20 protein-coding genes are annotated in these 17675 nt (G+C 67.3%); 7 read left to right on the top strand and 13 right to left on the bottom strand.

Going from position 1 to position 17675, the window contains the following annotated elements:
- Positions 1-42: 42 nt before the first annotated feature.
- Entirely contained in the window at positions 43-846 is an 804-nt protein-coding gene (locus KIT89_RS12990) for an alpha/beta fold hydrolase (RefSeq protein WP_297602289.1), read from the bottom strand.
- A 264-nt stretch (positions 847-1110) separates the two neighbouring features.
- On the opposite strand from KIT89_RS12990, the gene KIT89_RS12985 reads away from it, so the two are divergent.
- Positions 1111-2022 (top strand): DUF4349 domain-containing protein, encoded by a 912-nt coding sequence (locus tag KIT89_RS12985; RefSeq protein WP_297602287.1) that lies wholly within the window; start codon positions 1111-1113, stop codon positions 2020-2022.
- Here KIT89_RS12985 and KIT89_RS12980 read toward each other — a convergent pair.
- The 6 genes from KIT89_RS12980 to KIT89_RS12955 are packed head-to-tail and all read right to left on the bottom strand — an operon-like array spanning position 1966 to position 7365.
- Entirely contained in the window at positions 1966-3117 is a 1152-nt protein-coding gene (locus tag KIT89_RS12980) for a mannitol-1-phosphate 5-dehydrogenase (RefSeq protein WP_297602285.1), read from the bottom strand. The genes KIT89_RS12985 and KIT89_RS12980 overlap by 57 nt on opposite strands.
- A complete protein-coding gene (locus KIT89_RS12975) occupies positions 3114-3557 on the bottom strand; it encodes a PTS sugar transporter subunit IIA (protein ID WP_297602283.1) in 444 nt (147 codons plus the stop codon). The genes KIT89_RS12980 and KIT89_RS12975 overlap by 4 nt, the downstream gene beginning before the upstream one ends.
- A 32-nt stretch (positions 3558-3589) precedes the next feature.
- Positions 3590-5038, bottom strand: a complete 1449-nt coding sequence (locus KIT89_RS12970) for a PTS mannitol transporter subunit IICB (RefSeq protein ID WP_297602281.1) — start codon at positions 5036-5038, stop codon at positions 3590-3592.
- Between the two features lie 55 nt (positions 5039-5093).
- On the bottom strand, positions 5094-6773 hold the full coding sequence (gene ptsP / locus KIT89_RS12965; RefSeq protein WP_297602279.1) for a phosphoenolpyruvate--protein phosphotransferase: 1680 nt from the start codon (positions 6771-6773) through the stop codon (positions 5094-5096).
- Positions 6770-7033 carry an HPr family phosphocarrier protein gene (locus KIT89_RS12960; protein ID WP_297602277.1) on the bottom strand — a complete coding sequence of 88 codons (264 nt, stop codon included), beginning with the start codon at positions 7031-7033 and terminating at the stop codon, positions 6770-6772. Before KIT89_RS12960 ends, ptsP begins: the two co-directional genes overlap by 4 nt.
- A gap of 11 nt (positions 7034-7044) precedes the next feature.
- Positions 7045-7365 carry a hypothetical protein gene (locus tag KIT89_RS12955; RefSeq protein ID WP_297602275.1) on the bottom strand — a complete coding sequence of 107 codons (321 nt, stop codon included), beginning with the start codon at positions 7363-7365 and terminating at the stop codon, positions 7045-7047.
- Positions 7366-7520: 155 nt separating this feature from the next.
- Between KIT89_RS12955 and KIT89_RS12950 the strand changes: the two genes are divergently transcribed.
- Complete coding sequence (locus KIT89_RS12950) at positions 7521-9434, top strand: BglG family transcription antiterminator (protein ID WP_297602273.1); 1914 nt, start codon at positions 7521-7523, stop codon at positions 9432-9434.
- 6 nt (positions 9435-9440) lie between these two features.
- Here the strand turns inward: KIT89_RS12950 and KIT89_RS12945 are convergent, their stop codons facing one another.
- The gene (locus tag KIT89_RS12945; RefSeq protein WP_297602271.1) at positions 9441-9764 is read right to left on the bottom strand and encodes a hypothetical protein; all 324 of its coding nucleotides are present in this window, start codon (positions 9762-9764) and stop codon (positions 9441-9443) included.
- Between the two features lie 138 nt (positions 9765-9902).
- On the opposite strand from KIT89_RS12945, the gene KIT89_RS12940 reads away from it, so the two are divergent.
- The gene (locus KIT89_RS12940) at positions 9903-10337 is read left to right on the top strand and encodes a nitroreductase family deazaflavin-dependent oxidoreductase (protein ID WP_297602269.1); all 435 of its coding nucleotides are present in this window, start codon (positions 9903-9905) and stop codon (positions 10335-10337) included.
- Positions 10338-10352: 15 nt separating this feature from the next.
- Here the strand turns inward: KIT89_RS12940 and sufU are convergent, their stop codons facing one another.
- Together sufU and KIT89_RS12930 are read right to left on the bottom strand one after the other, a co-directional pair.
- Positions 10353-10820, bottom strand: coding sequence for a Fe-S cluster assembly sulfur transfer protein SufU (gene sufU / locus KIT89_RS12935; protein WP_297602267.1), 468 nt, complete (start codon positions 10818-10820; stop codon positions 10353-10355).
- A complete protein-coding gene (locus KIT89_RS12930) occupies positions 10817-12124 on the bottom strand; it encodes a SufS family cysteine desulfurase (protein ID WP_297602265.1) in 1308 nt (435 codons plus the stop codon). Before KIT89_RS12930 ends, sufU begins: the two co-directional genes overlap by 4 nt.
- Positions 12125-12228: 104 nt before the next feature.
- Here KIT89_RS12930 and KIT89_RS12925 point away from each other — a divergent pair, with 104 nt between their 5' ends.
- A complete protein-coding gene (locus KIT89_RS12925; RefSeq protein ID WP_297602263.1) occupies positions 12229-12531 on the top strand; it encodes a hypothetical protein in 303 nt (100 codons plus the stop codon).
- On the opposite strand, the gene KIT89_RS12920 is transcribed toward KIT89_RS12925, so the two are convergent.
- Positions 12482-13744, bottom strand: coding sequence for a cytochrome P450 (locus tag KIT89_RS12920; RefSeq protein WP_297602261.1), 1263 nt, complete (start codon positions 13742-13744; stop codon positions 12482-12484). The two genes, KIT89_RS12925 and KIT89_RS12920, sit on opposite strands and share 50 nt — an antisense overlap.
- A gap of 83 nt (positions 13745-13827) precedes the next feature.
- The gene (locus KIT89_RS12915) at positions 13828-14811 is read right to left on the bottom strand and encodes a DUF389 domain-containing protein (protein WP_297602259.1); all 984 of its coding nucleotides are present in this window, start codon (positions 14809-14811) and stop codon (positions 13828-13830) included.
- A 50-nt stretch (positions 14812-14861) separates the two neighbouring features.
- Between KIT89_RS12915 and KIT89_RS12910 the strand changes: the two genes are divergently transcribed.
- Together KIT89_RS12910 and KIT89_RS12905 are read left to right on the top strand one after the other, a co-directional pair.
- Positions 14862-15161 carry a Dabb family protein gene (locus tag KIT89_RS12910; RefSeq protein ID WP_297602257.1) on the top strand — a complete coding sequence of 100 codons (300 nt, stop codon included), beginning with the start codon at positions 14862-14864 and terminating at the stop codon, positions 15159-15161.
- 4 nt (positions 15162-15165) lie between these two features.
- Positions 15166-15711 carry a hypothetical protein gene (locus KIT89_RS12905; RefSeq protein WP_297602255.1) on the top strand — a complete coding sequence of 182 codons (546 nt, stop codon included), beginning with the start codon at positions 15166-15168 and terminating at the stop codon, positions 15709-15711.
- A gap of 17 nt (positions 15712-15728) precedes the next feature.
- Here the strand turns inward: KIT89_RS12905 and KIT89_RS12900 are convergent, their stop codons facing one another.
- The gene (locus tag KIT89_RS12900) at positions 15729-15920 is read right to left on the bottom strand and encodes a hypothetical protein (RefSeq protein ID WP_297602254.1); all 192 of its coding nucleotides are present in this window, start codon (positions 15918-15920) and stop codon (positions 15729-15731) included.
- Between the two features lie 147 nt (positions 15921-16067).
- Here KIT89_RS12900 and KIT89_RS12895 point away from each other — a divergent pair, with 147 nt between their 5' ends.
- Complete coding sequence (locus tag KIT89_RS12895) at positions 16068-17666, top strand: peptide chain release factor 3 (protein WP_297602252.1); 1599 nt, start codon at positions 16068-16070, stop codon at positions 17664-17666.
- Positions 17667-17675: the final 9 nt, after the last annotated feature.

Raw genomic sequence — 17675 nt, 5'->3', positions numbered from 1 at the left:
TCAACCCTAGAGCCGCGCGGTCGGAGCCCCGTGCGGTGACCCTCAGCTCTCTGACGCTGAGGGGTCGTCGATGACGCGCGCGACGGCGTCGGCGAGCTTCGAGCGCAGCACGTGGGCGTTGCCGGGCACGCGGTGCGAGGTGACGTGCCGCAGCTGCTCGACGATGGCGATGCCGCCGGGGGCGAGAAACGGGTCGAGCGCCCCGTAGACGAGGTCGACCGGCACGCGCACGCGGGCCAGGTCGGTGAGCGTGGTCTGCGACTCGATGGCGTTCTGCAGCGACAGCATGAATGGATTCCAGTTGGTGTCGGTGAGATCGAGCACGCCTTTGATGGGGGCGAGAGCGGCGAGCGCCGCTGCGCTGCGCACCGTGAAGTCGCGGTTGCTGCGCAGAAACTCGTACGCGCTGAAGTATGCCCCCATGCTGGCGCGGTCGACGCGGTCGCCCATGAGGCTGGGCGGCAGGTAGATGGGTGAGCTGACGAGCACGAGCCGCGACAGTTCTCGTCGGTGGGTCGCCGCGTAGCGCGCCGCGATGAGACTGCCGAGCGAGTGGCCGACGAGCACGAACGGCTCAGGCAGCTTCAGGCTCTTGATGGTGCGGTGCAGCGCGGCCGCATGCTCGTCGAGGGTGTAGGTGGCCCCCTCAGGTGCTGGCGATTCGCCGAAGCCGAGTATGTCGATGGTGATGCACCGGTGGTTCGGCTCGAGCAGGGGCACGAGGTTCTGAAAGGTCACCGACGACGACGCGATGCCGTGGATCATGACGACGACGGGGCCGCTGCCGGTGTCGCCGGCGACATGCAAGAGCGGGGCATCCCGTTTCAGCCAGTCGAGCACGCCCATGGCCCGATTATGACGGATGCTCCTCGGCGACCACTGGAGATTGCAGAGTTGAGAAAGGGGGGCCAGCGATGCCGGCCCCCCATCCCTTCGCGTCCACCCCTAGTCGCTCAGGAACTTCCACGAACCTATCGAGACCGGTGGGGGCCGCGGGGGCATTCCCGCCCAGAACTCTGGCTTCTCACGGCCACATCTCAGGTCACGATCACATTTCGGCCGAAAACGTTGGGTGGTGGCACGCGCGATCAGCGGTCTAGCGTGAGCGCCATGACCACACTGCGCCCTCGTTACGCACTGCCCGCCCTCGCCCTCGCAGGCCTGCTGCTGAGCGGCTGCGCCGCCTCTGGCAGCACCGAGAGCATGCCTGATTACGACATGAGCAGCGACGGCGGCGGCCTGCCGCAAGCACCCGTCTTCAGCGAGGCGGGCGAAGATTCGTCGCGCGAGCTCGCCGACGACCGCTCGGTCATCACTACCGGGTACCTGTATGTGACGGTGGATGCTCCGCTCGAGTCGGCGACCGAAGCAGTCGCGATCACCGAGGCCGCCGGCGGCCGGGTCGACGCCCGACAAGAGTTCGCCCCCAACCGCGGCGATGCCGGAGGGGCGCAACTGACCCTGCGGATTCCCGCCGATCGCCTCACGGCCACACTCGATCGACTGCGCGAGCTCGGCGAGGTCGAAGAGCTGCAGTTGAGCTCGTCTGACGTCACCCGTGAGGTGCAAGACGTCGATGCCCGCGTGACGGCCCTGCGCTCGTCCATCACTCGACTGCTCGCGCTGCAAGACGCGGCCGCCTCGGTCGAAGACCTCATCGCCCTCGAGACGGCGATCAGCAACCGGCAGGCCGAGCTCGAGAGCCTCGAGGCCCAGCAGCGCTACCTGTCAGACCAGGTCGGGTTGTCGACGATCACACTCGTGCTCGGTTCGCGCAAGGTGGCGCCGGTGACCGAGCCCGACACGTTCGTCACCGGCCTCGTCGCGGGCTGGGAGTCGTTGGTCGCCTTCGGCTCGGGCCTGCTCGTGCTGCTCGGCGTGCTGCTGCCGTGGCTCGTGCTGCTCGGCGTGCTGGGGCTCGTGATTCTGCTCATCGTGCGTCGCGCACGGCGCACGCGATCGACGTCAGCCGCGAGCGTCGTCGGCGGCAGCGCTGACGACGGCGAGCAGCGCGTCGAATAGCGGGTGCTGCGGCTCGATGCCCATGACCGGGCCGATCACCTGCTCAGGGCTCTGCGTCGTCAGCAGGTCGGCGAGCTCGATGCTCTCGGTATCGTCGTCGACTCTGAAGCGCAGGGCCGCGCCGACGGCGGCCAGCAGGGCCACCGGGGTCGTGCCGAGCTCGGCGAGCGCCGCTGCGGGCGACATGAAGCGTTCGTGGCGCGAGAGCTTGCGCAGAGGCTGACGACCGACGCGCGTCACCGGGTCGACGAGTGCAGCGTTGGCGAATCGGCTGAGAACCGTCTCGCGATAGGCGTCTTGCACCTCTGCGTCGAAGCCGTGGCGGGTGACGAGCAGCTGCGAGGTCTCGCGCAGAGCCGCCTCGACCGCCGCGCGAACCTGCACGTCGGCGACGGCCTCGTGCACGAACTCGTAACCGGCGGCCCGACCCAGGTAGGCGCACGTGGCGTGGCCCGTGTTCACCGTGAAGAGCTTGCGCTCGATCGACGCTGCGAGGTCGTCGACGAAGTGCGCTCCCGGAATGCTCGGAACAGCCTCGCCGAACGGTGCCACCTCGATCGCCCACTCGCAGAACGGCTCGACGCGCACGTCGAGGCCCCCGGCCGCATCGGCGGTCGGCACGATGCGGTCGACCGCCGTGTTCGCGAAGATCGCACGCTCGAGCGCCTCGGGAGCATCGGCGAGCTGGGCGACGATGTCGGCGCGCAACTGGTCGGTGGCCTGCAGGGCGTTCTCGCAGGCCATGACGATCAGCGGTGCAGCATCCGTCGCCCGAAGACGCAGGGCGTCGGCGATGACCGGCGCGATGAACCGCAGCACGCTCGGGCCCACGGCAGTTGTCGCAATGTCTGCCGTCGCGACGGCAGCGACCGCCGCGTCTCGATCGGCCGCGCTGTCGATGGCGGTGAACCCTGTGACGGTCTGCTCGCGGCCTCCTGAGCCGATCTCGATCACGCGGTAGCTGTCGGCCGCTTGGATCGCCGCGATGAGGGGGGCGTTCACATCGACGAACACCAGATCGTGCCCGGCCTCGTGCAGCAGCAGGCCGATGAATCCGCGCCCGATGTTGCCGGCGCCGAAGTGCACGGCGGTCATGCGGCGTCGTTGACGTCGCCGAGCAGGTCGAGCACCTGCTGCGGCGACTCGGCCGCGAGCAGCTGCTTGACGGCCGAGTCGTCGCTGAAGACGAGAGCCAATGCCGAGAGAACGGCCATGTGCCCGCCATCTTTGCCGGCGATGGCCGCCACGACGCGAACGGGGTTGCCGTCCCAGTCGAGTGGCTCGTCGTATCTGACGACGGTCATCGCCGAGGCGATGATGGCCTCTTTCGCCTCGTTGGTTCCATGGGGAATGGCGAGGCCGTTGCCCATGAAGGTCGAGACCAGGGATTCGCGCTCGAGCATTGCCGCCTCATACTCCGCCTTCACGGCACCAGCCTCGACGAGAAGGCGAGCCGATTCGGCAATCGCCTCATCGCGCGTGCGCGCTGAGCCGTTCAGAACGATGCGGTCGGTGGTCAATACGGTGGTAGTCACGCGAATCCCTGGCCTCTCTTGTTCGGGCTCGCTCAGCTCTGCTGAGACTTGATGTGCTCCACGACCATCCCGTACTGCGGGCTGCTCATGAAGTTCTCGACCGACACGTGCTCGGCGTGGGGCGCCTGGTTCTGCGCCCGAGCCGTCAGGTCTTGGTGGGTGATGACCAAGTCTGCCGTCTCGTCGAGGTTGGCGATGGCCTTGTTGGTGACGGTAACACCCGTCACCCCGGCATCTTTCAGCATCTTGCGCAGCACGGTGGCTCCCATGGCGCTCGAGCCCATGCCCGCGTCGCACGCGAACACGACGGTCGAGATCTTCGACGTGGTCGCCGTGCCGCCGAGCAGGTCGCCCACGCGGCTCTCGCCGCCCTTGAGGGTGGCGTTCTTGTCGACAGCCGACGCGAACCCGTCAGCACCCGACTCGAGTGCCGCGAGGTCGCGCTTGCGGTGCGCCCGCAAGATCACCGCGGCGACGACGAACGTCACGGCGGCCGACAGCACGACTGAGAGGATGACGCCGAGGTAGCTGTCGCTCGCAGTCTGAATGAGCACTGCGAAGATGCTGCCCGGTGATGCGGGAGCCCGAAGACCCGAGTCGAAGATCAGGTTCGTCGCGACACCCGTCATACCACCGGCGATGACCGACAGCACGATGATGGGCTTCATGAGCACGTACGGGAAGTAGATCTCGTGGATTCCGCCGAAGAACTGGATGATGATCGCTCCGGGAGCGCTCGCGCGCGCGATGCCGACACCGAAGAACATGAACGCCAGCAGCAGGCCGAGGCCCGGACCGGGGTTCGCTTCGACGAGGAAGAGCAGCGACTTGCCGTTCGCGGCCGCCTGCTCGATGCCGAGCGGCGTCAAGACACCGTGGTTGATGGCGTTGTTGAGGAAGAGGATCTTCGCCGGTTCGACCAGAATGCTGGCGAGGGGCAGCAGGCCCGTCACGATGAGGAAGTCGACTCCTGCTCCGAGCCCGGCGCTGAAGGCCGTCACCACAGGCGCGATGCCGAAGAACGCACCGATGGCGAGTGCGAAGCCCAGGATGCCTGCTGAGAAGTTGTCCACGAGCATCTCGAAGCCGGCCTTGATCTTGCCCGCCCAGATGCTGTCGACCTTCTTCATGAGCCAAGCAGCGAGGGGGCCCATGAGCATGGCGCCGATGAACATCGGAATCTCGGTTCCGACGATGACACCCATCGTCGCGATCGTGCCGACCACGCCACCGCGCGTGCCGTAGATCATGCGACCGCCCATGTTGGCGATGAGCAGGGGCAGCAAGTAGATGATCATCGGGCCGACGAGGCTCGCAAGCTGCTCGTTCGGAGTCCAGCCGGTCGGAATGAAGAACGCGGTGATGAAGCCCCACGCGATGAAGGCCGCGATGTTGGGCATGATCATGCCGCTCAAGAAGGTGCCGAACTTCTGCACCCTGACCCGCGCTGAAGATCGCGCGGGTGCTGACGTCGTCGTCATGAGTGTCTCCTTGTTGTCGGGGTGTAACGGGCGGGGTGGTGCTGAGTGAGGTGCATCACTGATGCGGTCTCGCGCTGACGACCGCCTGGCGGGCGGTTTCGGCGCTCTCGGCCGACACGGCGAGTGCGGCGAGTGTGCGGGCGTCGTCGAGAGTGTGCATGGCCAGCTCGGCCCGCACGTCGGCGATCGCAGACGATGACATCGAGAGGCTCGTCGCGCCGAGGCCGACGAGCACGACGGCCAGCAGCGGGTCGGCTGCGGCTTCGCCGCAGATGCCGACCGGCACGTCGTGCTCGTGGCCGGCTCGCCCGACCGTCTCGATGAGCCGCAGCACGGCGGGGTGCCACGGGTTCTGCAGGTTCGCCACCGTGCCGAGCAGGCGGTCGGCGGCGAACACGTATTGAGTGAGATCGTTGGTGCCGATGCTCATGAAGTCGACGCGCGGTGCGACGTGATCGGCGAGGATCGCGCACGACGGCACCTCGACCATGACACCCGCCACCTCGATGCCGAGTTCATGAGCGAGCTCGCAGAAGTAGTGCGCCTCGGCGGTAGTCGACACCATGGGCGCCATCACCTGCACGTGAGCCTCGGTCTCAGAGGCCGCGAGCGCGAGCGCGGTGAGCTGGTCGCGCAGCACGTGCTCGTGCGCGGCGAGCGCCCGCAGGCCGCGCCTGCCCAGGGCCGGGTTCTCTTCGCCAGAGTCGGTGAGAAAGGCGAGCGGCTTGTCGGCTCCGGCATCGAGCACCCGCACGACGACCTTCTGACCAGGAAAGTGCCCGAACACCTCTGCGTAGGTCTGCCGCTGCTGGTCGACGCTCGGGGCTTTCTCCGCGCCCAGAAACAGCACCTCTGTGCGAAAGAGCCCGACGCCCTCGGCTCCGCGCGCGACGGCCTCGCGGGCCGAGTCGACCGAGCCGATGTTGGCCAGCAGTGGCACCGAGTGGCCGTCGGCGAGCCGCCCGGGGCCCGAGCTTTGGGCACGGATCGCCTCGAGGGTCGCCGTGCGCTGCAGGGCGAGATCGATGCGCTCTTGAGCGGGGTCGAGCTCGACGGTGCCGTTCTCGGCATCGACGAGCACCACGTCGCCGTCGGTCAAGCGCGCAGCCTCAGCAGCGCCGACGACGGCCGTGATGCCCTTCTCGCGGGCGAGGATCGCCGTGTGCGACGTGGGCCCGCCGTCGGTCGTCACGAGTGCAAGCACCAGGTCGAGATCGAGAGTGGCGGTGTCAGCGGGGGCGAGGTCGCGCGCGACGAGCACGAACGGCGTCGCCGATTCGGGAACCCCGGGGGCGGGCAGTCCGCTGAGGTGAGCGATGGCTCGGCGCGACACGTCGTCGAGGTCGCCCGCACGTTCGCCGAGATAGCCCCCCATCGTCACGAGCATGTCGCGAAAGGTCGCCATGGCGGCATGGATGGCGTACTCGGCCGTGGCCCCGTCGTCGATGCGGTGCTGCACGTCTGCCGCGAGGGCTGGGTCTTCGGCCATCATCGCGAGAGCATCCAGAACCTCGGCCGCGGTGCCGCCCGCTTTCTCTCCGCGCTCACGCAATTGCGCAGCAGTGGCCGCGAGCGATGTCATCGCGCGAGCCAGCTCATCGGCGGGCTCGCGTTCGCTCGGAGTGTCGACCGGGTCGGCGACGGGCTCAGGCATGCGCACGACGGGGCCGACCGTCGTCGCCCGGCCGATGCCGACGCCGTGGATCACGACAGCGCCAGTGTCGAGTTCGGTCATGCGTCGTGGTCTTTCTCGAGAAAGGCCGCGAGCGAGTCGAGCACGGCGTCTGCATCGTCGCCGTCGACGCGCACGACGACCTCGTCGCCGTGCTCGATGCCGAGCGAGACCACGCCGAGAATGCTCGCGGCGTTGACCTTGCGCTCGCCCTTCTGCAGCTCGACGGTGCAGCCGGAGTCGGTGACGGCCTTCACGAAGAGCGCCGCGGGGCGGGCGTGCAGACCGTGCGTCGACGCGACGGTGAGAGTGCGTTCAGCCATGAGGGTTTCCTTTACGAGACGGTCGTGCTGCGGTCGACAGAGAGCAGAGCGGTCAGTGCCTGGCGTGCGGCGCTCGCATGGTCGTCTGACTCGAGGCAGATGACAGTGATGCCGCTCGGCGCGAGGCTCGTGCTGACCTCGTCGAACCGGTGGGCGAGGTGATGGCCGACGAGCACCATCGAGAGCTCGCCCGCACGCGAGCCCACCTGGTCTTCGGCCAAAGGCTCGATGTTCCAGTCGAGTCGGTGCTGCGCCACGAGTTCGCGCACCGCTCGCGCGAGAAATGTGCTCGACACGCCGGCGCCGCAGACGATCGCCGCAGTGCGGGTCATGATCGCCTCCTTGCGGTCATCTCGAGCCGTGGTTCGTCGGTGGAGCGGTGGTGGATTCCACTCTCGTGCAGCACGCGAGACGCCACCACTAGACCTGCTTCCCACCCTGCGGAAGAACCCATGCGGTGAAGCCCTCGTCTACAGTGACAAGCGACATGGCCGACAAATATGAGCGGATGCTGGAACTCTTGTTTCAGGCAGACGACTGGGTCACCGCGACCGAGCTGGCTGAGCAGCTCGGTGTGACGACGCGCTCGGTGCGCAGCTATGTCGCGGCGGCGAAGTCGGCCGCGCACCCCAGGGCGATCGTTGCCGCCTCGACCGCCGGCTATCGCCTCAACCGCGAGCAGTACGCCAGCTTTCTCTCAGAGAGTCGTGAGCGGGGGGCCGCGGCCGAGACTCCGCAAGACCGCGTGCACCACCTGATTCGACGCTTGACCGAGTCTCAGCTCGGCATCGACGTGCACGGGCTCGCCGACAGCCTCTACGTGAGCGAGTCGACGATCGAGGCCGATCTGCGCAAGGCCAAGGCCCTCATCGACGATGCTGGGGCCACGCTCGAACGGCGGGGCAGCACGGTTCGCTTGACCGGCAGCGAAGGGGCTCGGCGGCGGCTGCTCAGCGCCCTCGTGCAGAGCGAGAGCACGCAAGGCATGCTCGACCTTGAGCAGATCGAGAGCGAGTTCGGCCTCGGCGGCCTCGGCTCGTTCAAGACTGAACTCATCGACGCACTCGACGCTGCCGGATTCTTCATCAATGAGTACGGCATCGACGCGGTCATTCTGCACGTCGCCATCGCTGTCGACCGCGCGCGGCGAGATCAGCACCTGCCCGATTCTGAGACGACGACGGTGCCCGAGCGTCACCGGCCGATCGTCGACATTCTCGACCGTCTCACGCGTGAGCAGTTCGAGGTCGAGCTGACCGAGGCCGACACCGACTACCTCGCCCGATTGCTCATCACACGAGTGATCGCCCCCGGCAACGGGCCCGCGGGCGAGACCGCCGTCGACGGCGACGACGTCGCCACGGTGAGGCGCATCGTCGATCTCGTGCTCGAGGAGTACGTCGTCGACTTTCGCGACGAGGCCTTCATCACTCGACTTGCGATCCACTTGGGCAATCTGGTGGCGCGCGCGCGAGAGAACGCACACACCCGAAACCCGCTGACACGGTCGATCAAGAGCTCATACCCGCTCATCTTCGACATCGCCGTCTACATCGCGTCGATCGTGCAGAGAGAGCGCGGCATCACCGTCGACGACGACGAGATCTCGTACATCGCCCTGCACCTGGGGTCGCATCTCGAGCGGGTCTCTCGGCGCGAAGAGCGGGTGTCGTGCACGATCGTCTGCCCGAGCTACTACGACCTGCATGCGATTCTGCGCACCAGGGTCGAGCGCGAACTGGGGTCAGAGGTCAGCGTCGAGTTCGTGGTGACACGCACCGACGTCGACCCGCGCGAGCTCACGAGCGACCTCGTCATCTCGACGATTCCGACAGTGGCGCTGCGCGACGGCGTCGTCGTGGTGCAGCCGTTTCTCACGGATGACGACATCGACGCGATTCGTCTCGCCGTCTCTCGCGTGCGGCGGCAGCGCCGACGCGCGCGCATCGCCGACGAGCTGGTCGAGTACTTCGACCCCGCACTGTTCTTCACGACTCCGCCTGGCGACGACCCCGAGTCGATCATTCGCGGCATGGGCTCAGCTCTCGTCGACGCAGGCATCATCGATGATGCCTACGTGACCGCGGCACTCGAACGCGAACGCATGTCGTCGACGGCCTTCACTGAAGCGCTCGCCGTGCCGCACGCCATGGGGCTGACGGCAGAGAAGACGGCGATCGCCATCGCACTCTCGGCGTCGCCGATCGCGTGGGGAGAAGCGCGGGTGTCGGTGATCGCGTTCATCGCGTTCAGCGCAGAGGGACGAGCACGGTTTCAGCCGCTCTTCGATCAGTTCATCGAGGTGTTCGCCACTCGACGAGACGTCACCGAGCTCGTTCGCGATTCGACCGACTTCACGCGCTTCATCGCTGAGCTCTCGCACCTCATCGAACGCGGGTGACGCGGCCTACTCGTAGACCTTGACGACGATCCATCGATTCGCGTCTGCGTCGTCGCGAACGTCGAAGACGTGGCTACGCCCGTCTTCGGCGGTCGCCTGAAACCGCCAGCCGCTGCAGTGCCGCGGCGCATGCTCGACCTCAGAGCCGTCTGGGTCGAGGCTCGCCCACCATGGCACTGGCTCGGTGATGACGGTCGGCCGGTCGCTCACGCGCCATCGCACCCCGCTCCAGACGAGGCGAATCGGGGTTCCGGTCTCGTCGGCCCACACGATCGCAGGGGGCTCGGCGCAGTGGTCATGGTCGGTTGATCGATGGGCGGGGGCCGGCACGGCTGTCTCACTTTCGCGGTACGCGCGCTCCGGCCCGGCGCAGTGGTGACGTCTTGCACTCGAAGATACGTTCGAGAGCCGACGATACGCCGCTCGGGCGCGACACGCCAGGCGCCGCAAGCGGGTTAGCCTCGAATCATGCCTTTGACAGGAGAATACGCACCCAGCACATCGCAGTGGGCTCGAGAGCAGGCCGAGCTCTACGAGCGCACGAACGGCCAGGAGGGCAACGATCTGCGGGGCAGAAAGATCATCGTGCTCACGACTCTCGGCGCCAAGACCCGCAAGCTGCGCAAGACTGCCCTCATGCGCGTCGAGCACGAGGGGCACTACGCGGTCGTCGCCTCGATGGGGGGCGCGCCGAAGCACCCGGTCTGGCACCACAACCTGACTGCTCACCCGCTCTGCGAACTGCACGACATGGATGTGAAGCGCGACTACCGCGCCCGTGAGCTCGAGGGCGACGAGCGCGCCGAGTGGTGGCAGCGGGCGTGCGCCGTGTGGCCAGACTACGAGCAGTACCAGCTGAAGACCGAGCGGGTGATTCCCGTGTGGGTGCTCGAACCGGTCTAGCGCTCTGCCCTACCCCTACGACGCCTCAGACCGCCGCTGCAGCAGGTCTTCGGCCGCCACCCAGGCGAGCATCGCGCACTTCACGCGCGCGACGAACTTCGAGACTCCGCTGAGCGCCGCGGCGTCGCCGAAGCGCTCTTCGTCGAGCGGAATCGTTCCGCGCGAGCGCAGAGCCTCGCGAAACTCGTCGATGAGCGCAGTCAGGTCGTCGGAGGTGAAGCCAGCGCCCTCATCGACCGCTTCCTGCGCCAGCGTCGCGAGCAACGAGGCGCTCGCTTGCGAGATCGAGCAGCCGGCGCCCTCCCAGGCGACTGACTGCAGCCGCTCGCCCGCGGCATCCCACCGCAGAGCCAGCGTGATCTCGTCGCCGCACGTGGGGTTGAGCTGATGGCTCGTCTCCTCCCCCGGCTCGAGACCCACGCCGTATGGGCGCTTCGAGTGGTCCATGATGATCTGCTGGTACAGCTGTTCGAGCCCGCTCACGACGTCTCTTCCTCACCCAGGCCGAAGAAGGGGCGGATGCTCGCCACCACGTCGATGGCCCGATCAAGCTCTGCCGGGGTCGTGTGCACCCCTGCGCTGATGCGCACGCTCGCCGTGACTCCCAAGCGTCGATGCAGCGGTTGCGCGCAATGGTGCCCGACCCTCACTGCGATGCCGACCTGGTCGAGCACCTGACCGGCATCGTGGGCGTGCACGCCGTCGACGACGAAGCTCGCGAGCGCGATGCGGTCGGCCGGCGCGACCGCCGCGTCGCCCAGCAGGCGGATTCCCGGCACGGCCGCGAGCCCTGACAGCAGTCGCTCCGCCAGCGCATGCTCGGTCGCCGCGACGCGATCGAGGCCCACGTCGTCGAGAAACCGCAGCGCTTCGGCGAGACCGAGCACTTGGGCGATGCGCGGGGTGCCGGGTTCGAATCGTTGCGGCGGTGGCAGAAACGCGGCCTTGTCGAGCGTCACCGTCGTGATGGCCGACCCTCCGAACACGTGGGGCGGCAATGCGGCGAGCACTTCTGACCGACCGTAGAGCACGCCGATGCCTGTCGGGCCGTAGAGCTTGTGGCCGCTGAACACGGCAAGGTCGACGCCGAGATCGCGCGGGCGCAGACTCAGGTGCGCGGCCGACTGACACGCGTCGAGCACGACCAGAGCGCCGACTCGCTTCGCGTGCGGCACGATAGCGGCGAGGGGCGTGACGATGCCCGTGACGTTCGAGACGTGGCTGAGTGCGAGCACCCGCGTGCGTTCTGAGATGAGCGACACCGCGGCGTCGAGGTCGAGCACGCCGTCGTCGCGCACGGGAATGTGCCGCAGCGTCGCGCCGGTGCGCGCGGCGAGCTCTTGCCACGGAATCAGGTTGGCGTGGTGCTCGAGCTCGGTCGTGAGAATCTCGTCGCCCTCGCCGAGCGCGAATCGTGGAAAATCGGCCCCCGCACCTCGCCCAGTGCTCGCGTGACCGATCGCCGCCGCGACAAGATTGAGCCCGTCGGTCGCATTGCCGGTGAAGACGATCTCGTCGTCATCGACGGCCAGAAACCGTGCGACGGTGTGACGAGCATCTTCGTAGAGCTCGGTGGCCTCGGCCGCGAGCGTGTGGGCTCCGCGGTGCACGGCCGCGTTCGCCGAACGGTAGTACTCGGCCTCGGCCTCGATGACTCGCGTCGGCTTCTGCGCTGTCGCAGCCGAATCGAGGTAGGCGAGAGGATGCCCGTTGACCTCTCGAGACAGAATCGGAAACTGCGCGCGCAGACGCTCGATCTCGGCATCGGTCAAGGGCGCGGCAGTCACCCCTCCAGCGTATGCGGTGCGGCAGTGAAGCGGCCCTATGTCACGAGTGGCGCACTCGGTCAAGGGGTCGACACGGCGGTCGGGTATCGCGTTGCATCGCAGACATGAACGACAACGACCTCACTCACAGCGACCCTGGCCGCGACCCGTCGTCCGCGAGCGAGTCGGTCGCACCAGAGCCGAGCGGTGGCGCGGGCCACACGATCATCGGCGCGATTCTGCTCGCCATCGGTATCGCGGGAATCATCTTCTTCTTCGGGAGACCCACGCCGAGCGACGAGGCAGAGGGCTTCGCTCTCTGGAACACCGTGATCGTGATCGGTTCTGCCGTCTTCGGGGGCATCGGTGCCTACCTGCTCATGCGGGGCGTCGCGCATCGGCGGCGACAGGCATCACGTCGCAGATGACCATGCCGCTTCGTGGGGCCGCCGGCATTCTGGTCATCCGCACGCCGAGATCTTGGTGCGGCACCGAGTAGTCGGTGTCGCGCTCGAGAAGACGAATGGCCTCGTCGAGCAGTGCGACGGTTGCATCTTCGCCAGGGCAACGATGACCGTCAGCCACGTCTCCCGCACCTTGCGGTATGAGGGCGTTCGGGTCGGGCTCGTCACCCATGAACCGGCCAGGGTCGAACGAATCGGGTCGCGCCCACACCGACGGGTCTCGGTTGGTGGCGAAGATGTCGAGCAGCACCCACGCGCCTTCTTCGAACGTGTGACCTTGCCACTCGAGGGTGCGCGTGGCTCGACCCGCGACGGCGGGAAAGAACGGTGCGAATCGACGCACTTCTTGCGCGACGGCGCGACTGACCTCGTCGCTGGCGACCACGCGCTGGCGCCACTGGGGAGCGTGCGCGAGTGCCCACGCAGCCCAGACCACGAATCTCGCCACCGCGACGGTCGGGCGCAGCACGTTGATGAGCTCGACCGCGGCGACATCGAGATCGAGTCGCTCTCCGTCGGCATCGACGAAGTCGGCGATGCGTTCGAGCATCGACTGCGGGAGTGGGGTGATGGTGCCCCTGCGCACCTCTGAGATCAGTTCTGCAGCCCACTGCTCGGTTGCCCGTCGCCGCGCGAGTGCGGCCCACATGCCGGGCCCCGTCGAGCCTGCGTAGTGGATCATGCTGCTCAACTCGTCAGCGAGAGATTCGACTCTGGCGGCCGGAACGTCGATGCCTGCCCATCGGCACGCGACTCGAGTGAACACCAGGGGCAGCTCGTCCATGAGCACCACGTTCGGTCGTGTCGACCACAGGGTCACCGCGCGTCGCCACTCGTCACGCAGCAGCTCGCGCGCGGTCTCGACCGAGGTCACGTCTGCCAGGGGAAGAAACAGGGTCTTGCGGTGCCGGTGATGGTGTCCATCGAGCGACTGCACACTGCCCTCGTCTTGCAGCAGCCGCTTCGTGGTCGGCGGCATGGCCCCCGCCCGTGTGAAGTTGTCATCGCTGTAGAAGAATCGGGCCGCGCTCGGACCCCGCATGAGCGTTGCGGGTCTGAGCGCGATGCGCGTGCGGAACGCGTCGGCCTCGAAGCGGTCGAAGCGCCGCTGGCCGAATCGGTAGCCCTCCATCAAGAAGGCGAGAGTGCTGTCTGCGTGCGTCTGCTGAAGAACCATGCGGGGCACCGTAATCGACAACGAGCCGGTGCGCAGGGGGGTTGACGCGAGCGCGATGCAGACCTATCGAGTCGTCGACACCTCTAGTCGCCCAGTCGTACTTCGTACACGGGCACCAGCACGAGGCGCACCGTCTCGACGTCGACTCCGCGGGCGGTGAGCGCTGCCTCGAGCGACTCAGTCTCGGGCAACGGCAGCGGGCCCTCGAGGTAGACCGTGATCTCGTCGCGCGAGTAGATGAGATTCGTCAAGCTCCATCCCGCATCGACGCTCCACCGATTCACTTCGTCGTGCACTGCGGTCTCGGTGAGCGAGCGCGAGGCGATGTCTGCACTCGTGAAGGTCAGCGGCAGCCCGATGACGATGAGCATCGCGGCGAGCAGGGCGGCTGGCTTGCGCAGACTCGCCGAGACGGCGCCGTCGGCCGCTGTGACGGCAGCAAGCCGATTGACCCCGTAGATCGACATGACGACGATGCCCGTCGCGATGATCGCGACGACGTTCGTGACGAACAGCAGCAGGGCTCCGAGCGCTTCGACCCACGCCCCTGATTCGAGCGTGAGCCCGACCACCGTCAGCGGAGGCACGAGCGAGATCGCGATGGCGACACCCGGCAGGGTGTCAGAGATGTCGCGTCGCACGAGCGCCACCGAACCAACCACTCCTGTGCCGAGTGCAGCCAGCAGGTCGATGAGTCGCGGGCTGACGCGCCCCGCCACCTGCGAATTCGTCGCAGCGACGACATCGCCCGTCACCGTCAAGCCGATGAGGTATCCGATCGCGACCGCGGCGGCGGCGCCCGCGATCACGAGCAGCATCGAGCGCATCAGGTTGGCGCGATCACCGAGCACGGTCGCGAGCATCGTTCCTTGAATCGGGCCGAGCAGCGGCGCGACGATCATGGCGCCGATCACCGCGGCCGTCGAGTCGGCGACGACTCCCGCCGAGGCGATGATCGCCGAGAGCACCAGCAGCAGCCAGAACCGCGAATGCCGGGCAGCGGCCTCCGGCCCGTCGAAGAAGACCGACTCCCGCATCTGCAGGGGTGTGGCGAAACGCGACTCCATGGGCTGAATCTAGCCCTCCACCGCCCCCGTGCGCGCCCTAGAGTGAAGACATGATTCGCCACATCGTGCTGTTCAAGCTCGCCGCCGACGACGAGACCCAGCGCCGCGAAGACGCTCACGGCATCGCCGAGCGCCTCGAAGCTCTCGCGACGCAGATCGCGGGCATCCAGAGCATTCGCGTCGATCGCGATCTCGGTCTCGTCGACGGGCACTGGGATCTCGCGCTCGTGTCAGAGCACGACGACAACGCGGCCCTCGAGGCCTACCAGGTGCACCCGGCCCACAAAGAGGTGTTCGCCTACATCTCGTCAGTGATCAGCGACCGCGCGGTCGTCGACTACTCGCTGTAGCGTCGTGAGCGAGGTCACCACCCCGAGAATGCCAGGGTGGATGCTCGCGCACTCGGGTGAGCACCTCACGATCGAGAGGCTGCGGCTTCGACTCTCGGCCTACGTCTACGGAAACATTCTCGTGCTCGCGGCCATCGTCATCGCCACGGGCAAGTCGATTGTCGGCGGCGAGGCCGCGCTGCTCGTCTCGGTGACCGCCCTGACGACCTATGTCGCCCACATTCTCGCCCACAACGTGGGTCAGCAGCTGGGTCGTGAACGCCACGCGCATCGCCCGCACATGGTGCATGAGATTCAGGATGCCCTGCCGATTCTCGTCTCGGGCGTCGTGCCGGCCGCCATTCTGTTCGTGGCGACCTTCTCAGTCGTGCCGACGCAGTTCGCGCAGCTCACCGCAGCGGTGTGGGTCGTCGGGCGCCTCGCGCTCATCGGCTTTCTCGTCGAACGGCTCAGCGGTCGACGCCCCACCTGGCGCACCCTCTCAGGCGGGCTCGGGCTCGCACTCGCCTGCGCGATCGTCGTCGTGCTGAAAGTGCTGTTCGCGCACTGACGCGCGAGTCGAACGAGTCAGACGGCCAGTGCCGTCAGCCCGCCGAACACGGCATAGGCGGGCCACACGATCGCCTGCAGCAGCCCGAGGATGACTCCCCAGAAGCTGCCGTCGCTCTGCCCGATGAAGTAGACCGCGGCGCCGATGTAGGCGAGCAGTCCGAAGAACCCGAGCGGAGCCGCCTGCTGCACTGCCTTGCCACTTGCCATGAGAGCCTCCTGAGCTGTGTCACCGCATAGCGTATGGCCTGACGGTGACGATCGGCAGGGCCCAAGGGCCCCTGTGCCGACTCGGAGGCCGAGGCGCGACGAGTAGACTGAGCTTTTGCGCAGCCGTCGTGGTGACCGGAGGAGTTGATGACCGAGCAGCTCGACGCCACCCTCGAGGCTGCCCGACGACGCACCATCGCCGTCATCTCGCACCCCGACGCCGGCAAGTCGACGCTCACTGAAGCCCTGCTGCTGCACGCCCAGGCGATCGGCAGGGCCGGGGCCGTGCACGGCAAGCGCGGGCGCTCGACGACGGTCTCAGACTTCATGCAGATCGAGCAGCAGCGTGGCATCTCGATCAGCAGTGCATCCATTCAATTCGACTATCGCGATGTCGTCATCAACCTCGTCGACACCCCCGGCCACTCCGACTTCTCTGAAGACACCTATCGCGTGCTCTCGGCGGTCGACGCGGCGATCATGCTCATCGATGCCGCGAAAGGCCTCGAAGCGCAGACCATGAAACTGTTCGAGGTATGCCGGCGCTGGAATGTTCCGATCATCACGATGGTGAACAAGTGGGATCGCCCCGGCAGAGCGGCCCTCGACCTCGTCGACGAGATTCGCGAGCGCACCGGCCTGCTGCCGACGCCGATCACGTGGCCGGTCGGCGAAGCGGGCTACTTCGAAGGCCTGCTCGACGTGCCGAGCGGTCGCATGCAGCGGTTCGAGCGCTCGAGCGGAGGCGCCACCGTCGCCCACTGGACCGAGCTCGAGCCTGAGCAGGCCGCCGCCGATCACGGGCCGGCCTGGCAGACCTCGCGCGAAGAAGTCGAACTGCTCGCGCTCGACGACCACGTGCACGACACCCAGCGCTTTCGAGCTCGCGAGACCACTCCCCTGGTCTTCGGCGCCGCGGTGCACAACATCGGAATCCATACCCTGCTCGACCTCATCGCCGCAGAGGCGCCCGGCGCGGTGGCACGCCGCGCTGTCGATGACTCTGCGCGATCGGTCGACGACGACTTCTCGGGCTACGTGTTCAAGGTGCAAGCGGGGCTCGACTCGGCGCATCGCGACCGCATCGCCTTCCTGCGCGTGTGCTCGGGCCGGTTCGAGCGCGGCATGACCGTGACCAACGCGCGGTCGGGTCGCACGGTCACGACGAAGTATGCGCAGCAGCTGTTCGGCAGCGAGCGCGAGACCGTCGAAGAAGCCTGGCCGGGCGATGTCGTCGGCCTCGTCAACGCGACCATGCTGCGACCGGGAGACACCGTCTACCTGGGCAACCCCGTGCGTTTTCCTGAGCTGCCGCGATTCGTGCCCGAGCACTTCAGCGTCGTTCGCGCCGCCGACCTGTCGAAGTACAAGCAGTTTCGCAAGGGGGTCGAGTCGCTCGAGCAGGAGGGCGTGCTGCAGGTGCTGCGATCTGAGCGCCGGGGCGAGCAGCACCCCGTGCTCGGGGCGGTCGGTCCGCTGCAGTTCGAAGTGTTCGCGCAGCGCATGGAGCTCGAGTTCTCGTGCCCCGTCATTCTTGAACGGCTGAGCTACGAGACGGTGTATCTCACCGACGACTCCTCGGCCGCCGCACTCGACCGGCAGCGCGAGTGCGAGGTCGCGCGCCGATCAGACGGCGTCGTGCTCGCGCTCATCTCGACGCCGTGGCGCGCCCGCTCGATCGCGACAACCCTGCCCGAGCTGACGCTGCTGACCGTCGACGGCGAGCCGCTCGTGGCGCGGGTCTGAGCAGCACTC

Origin of the sequence: Microcella sp., from assembly GCF_025808395.1 — a bacterium.
Classification (GTDB): domain Bacteria; phylum Actinomycetota; class Actinomycetes; order Actinomycetales; family Microbacteriaceae; genus Microcella.
The sequence above is the reverse complement of the archived record's forward strand: the minus strand, read 5'-3'. Positions and strand labels throughout refer to the sequence as shown.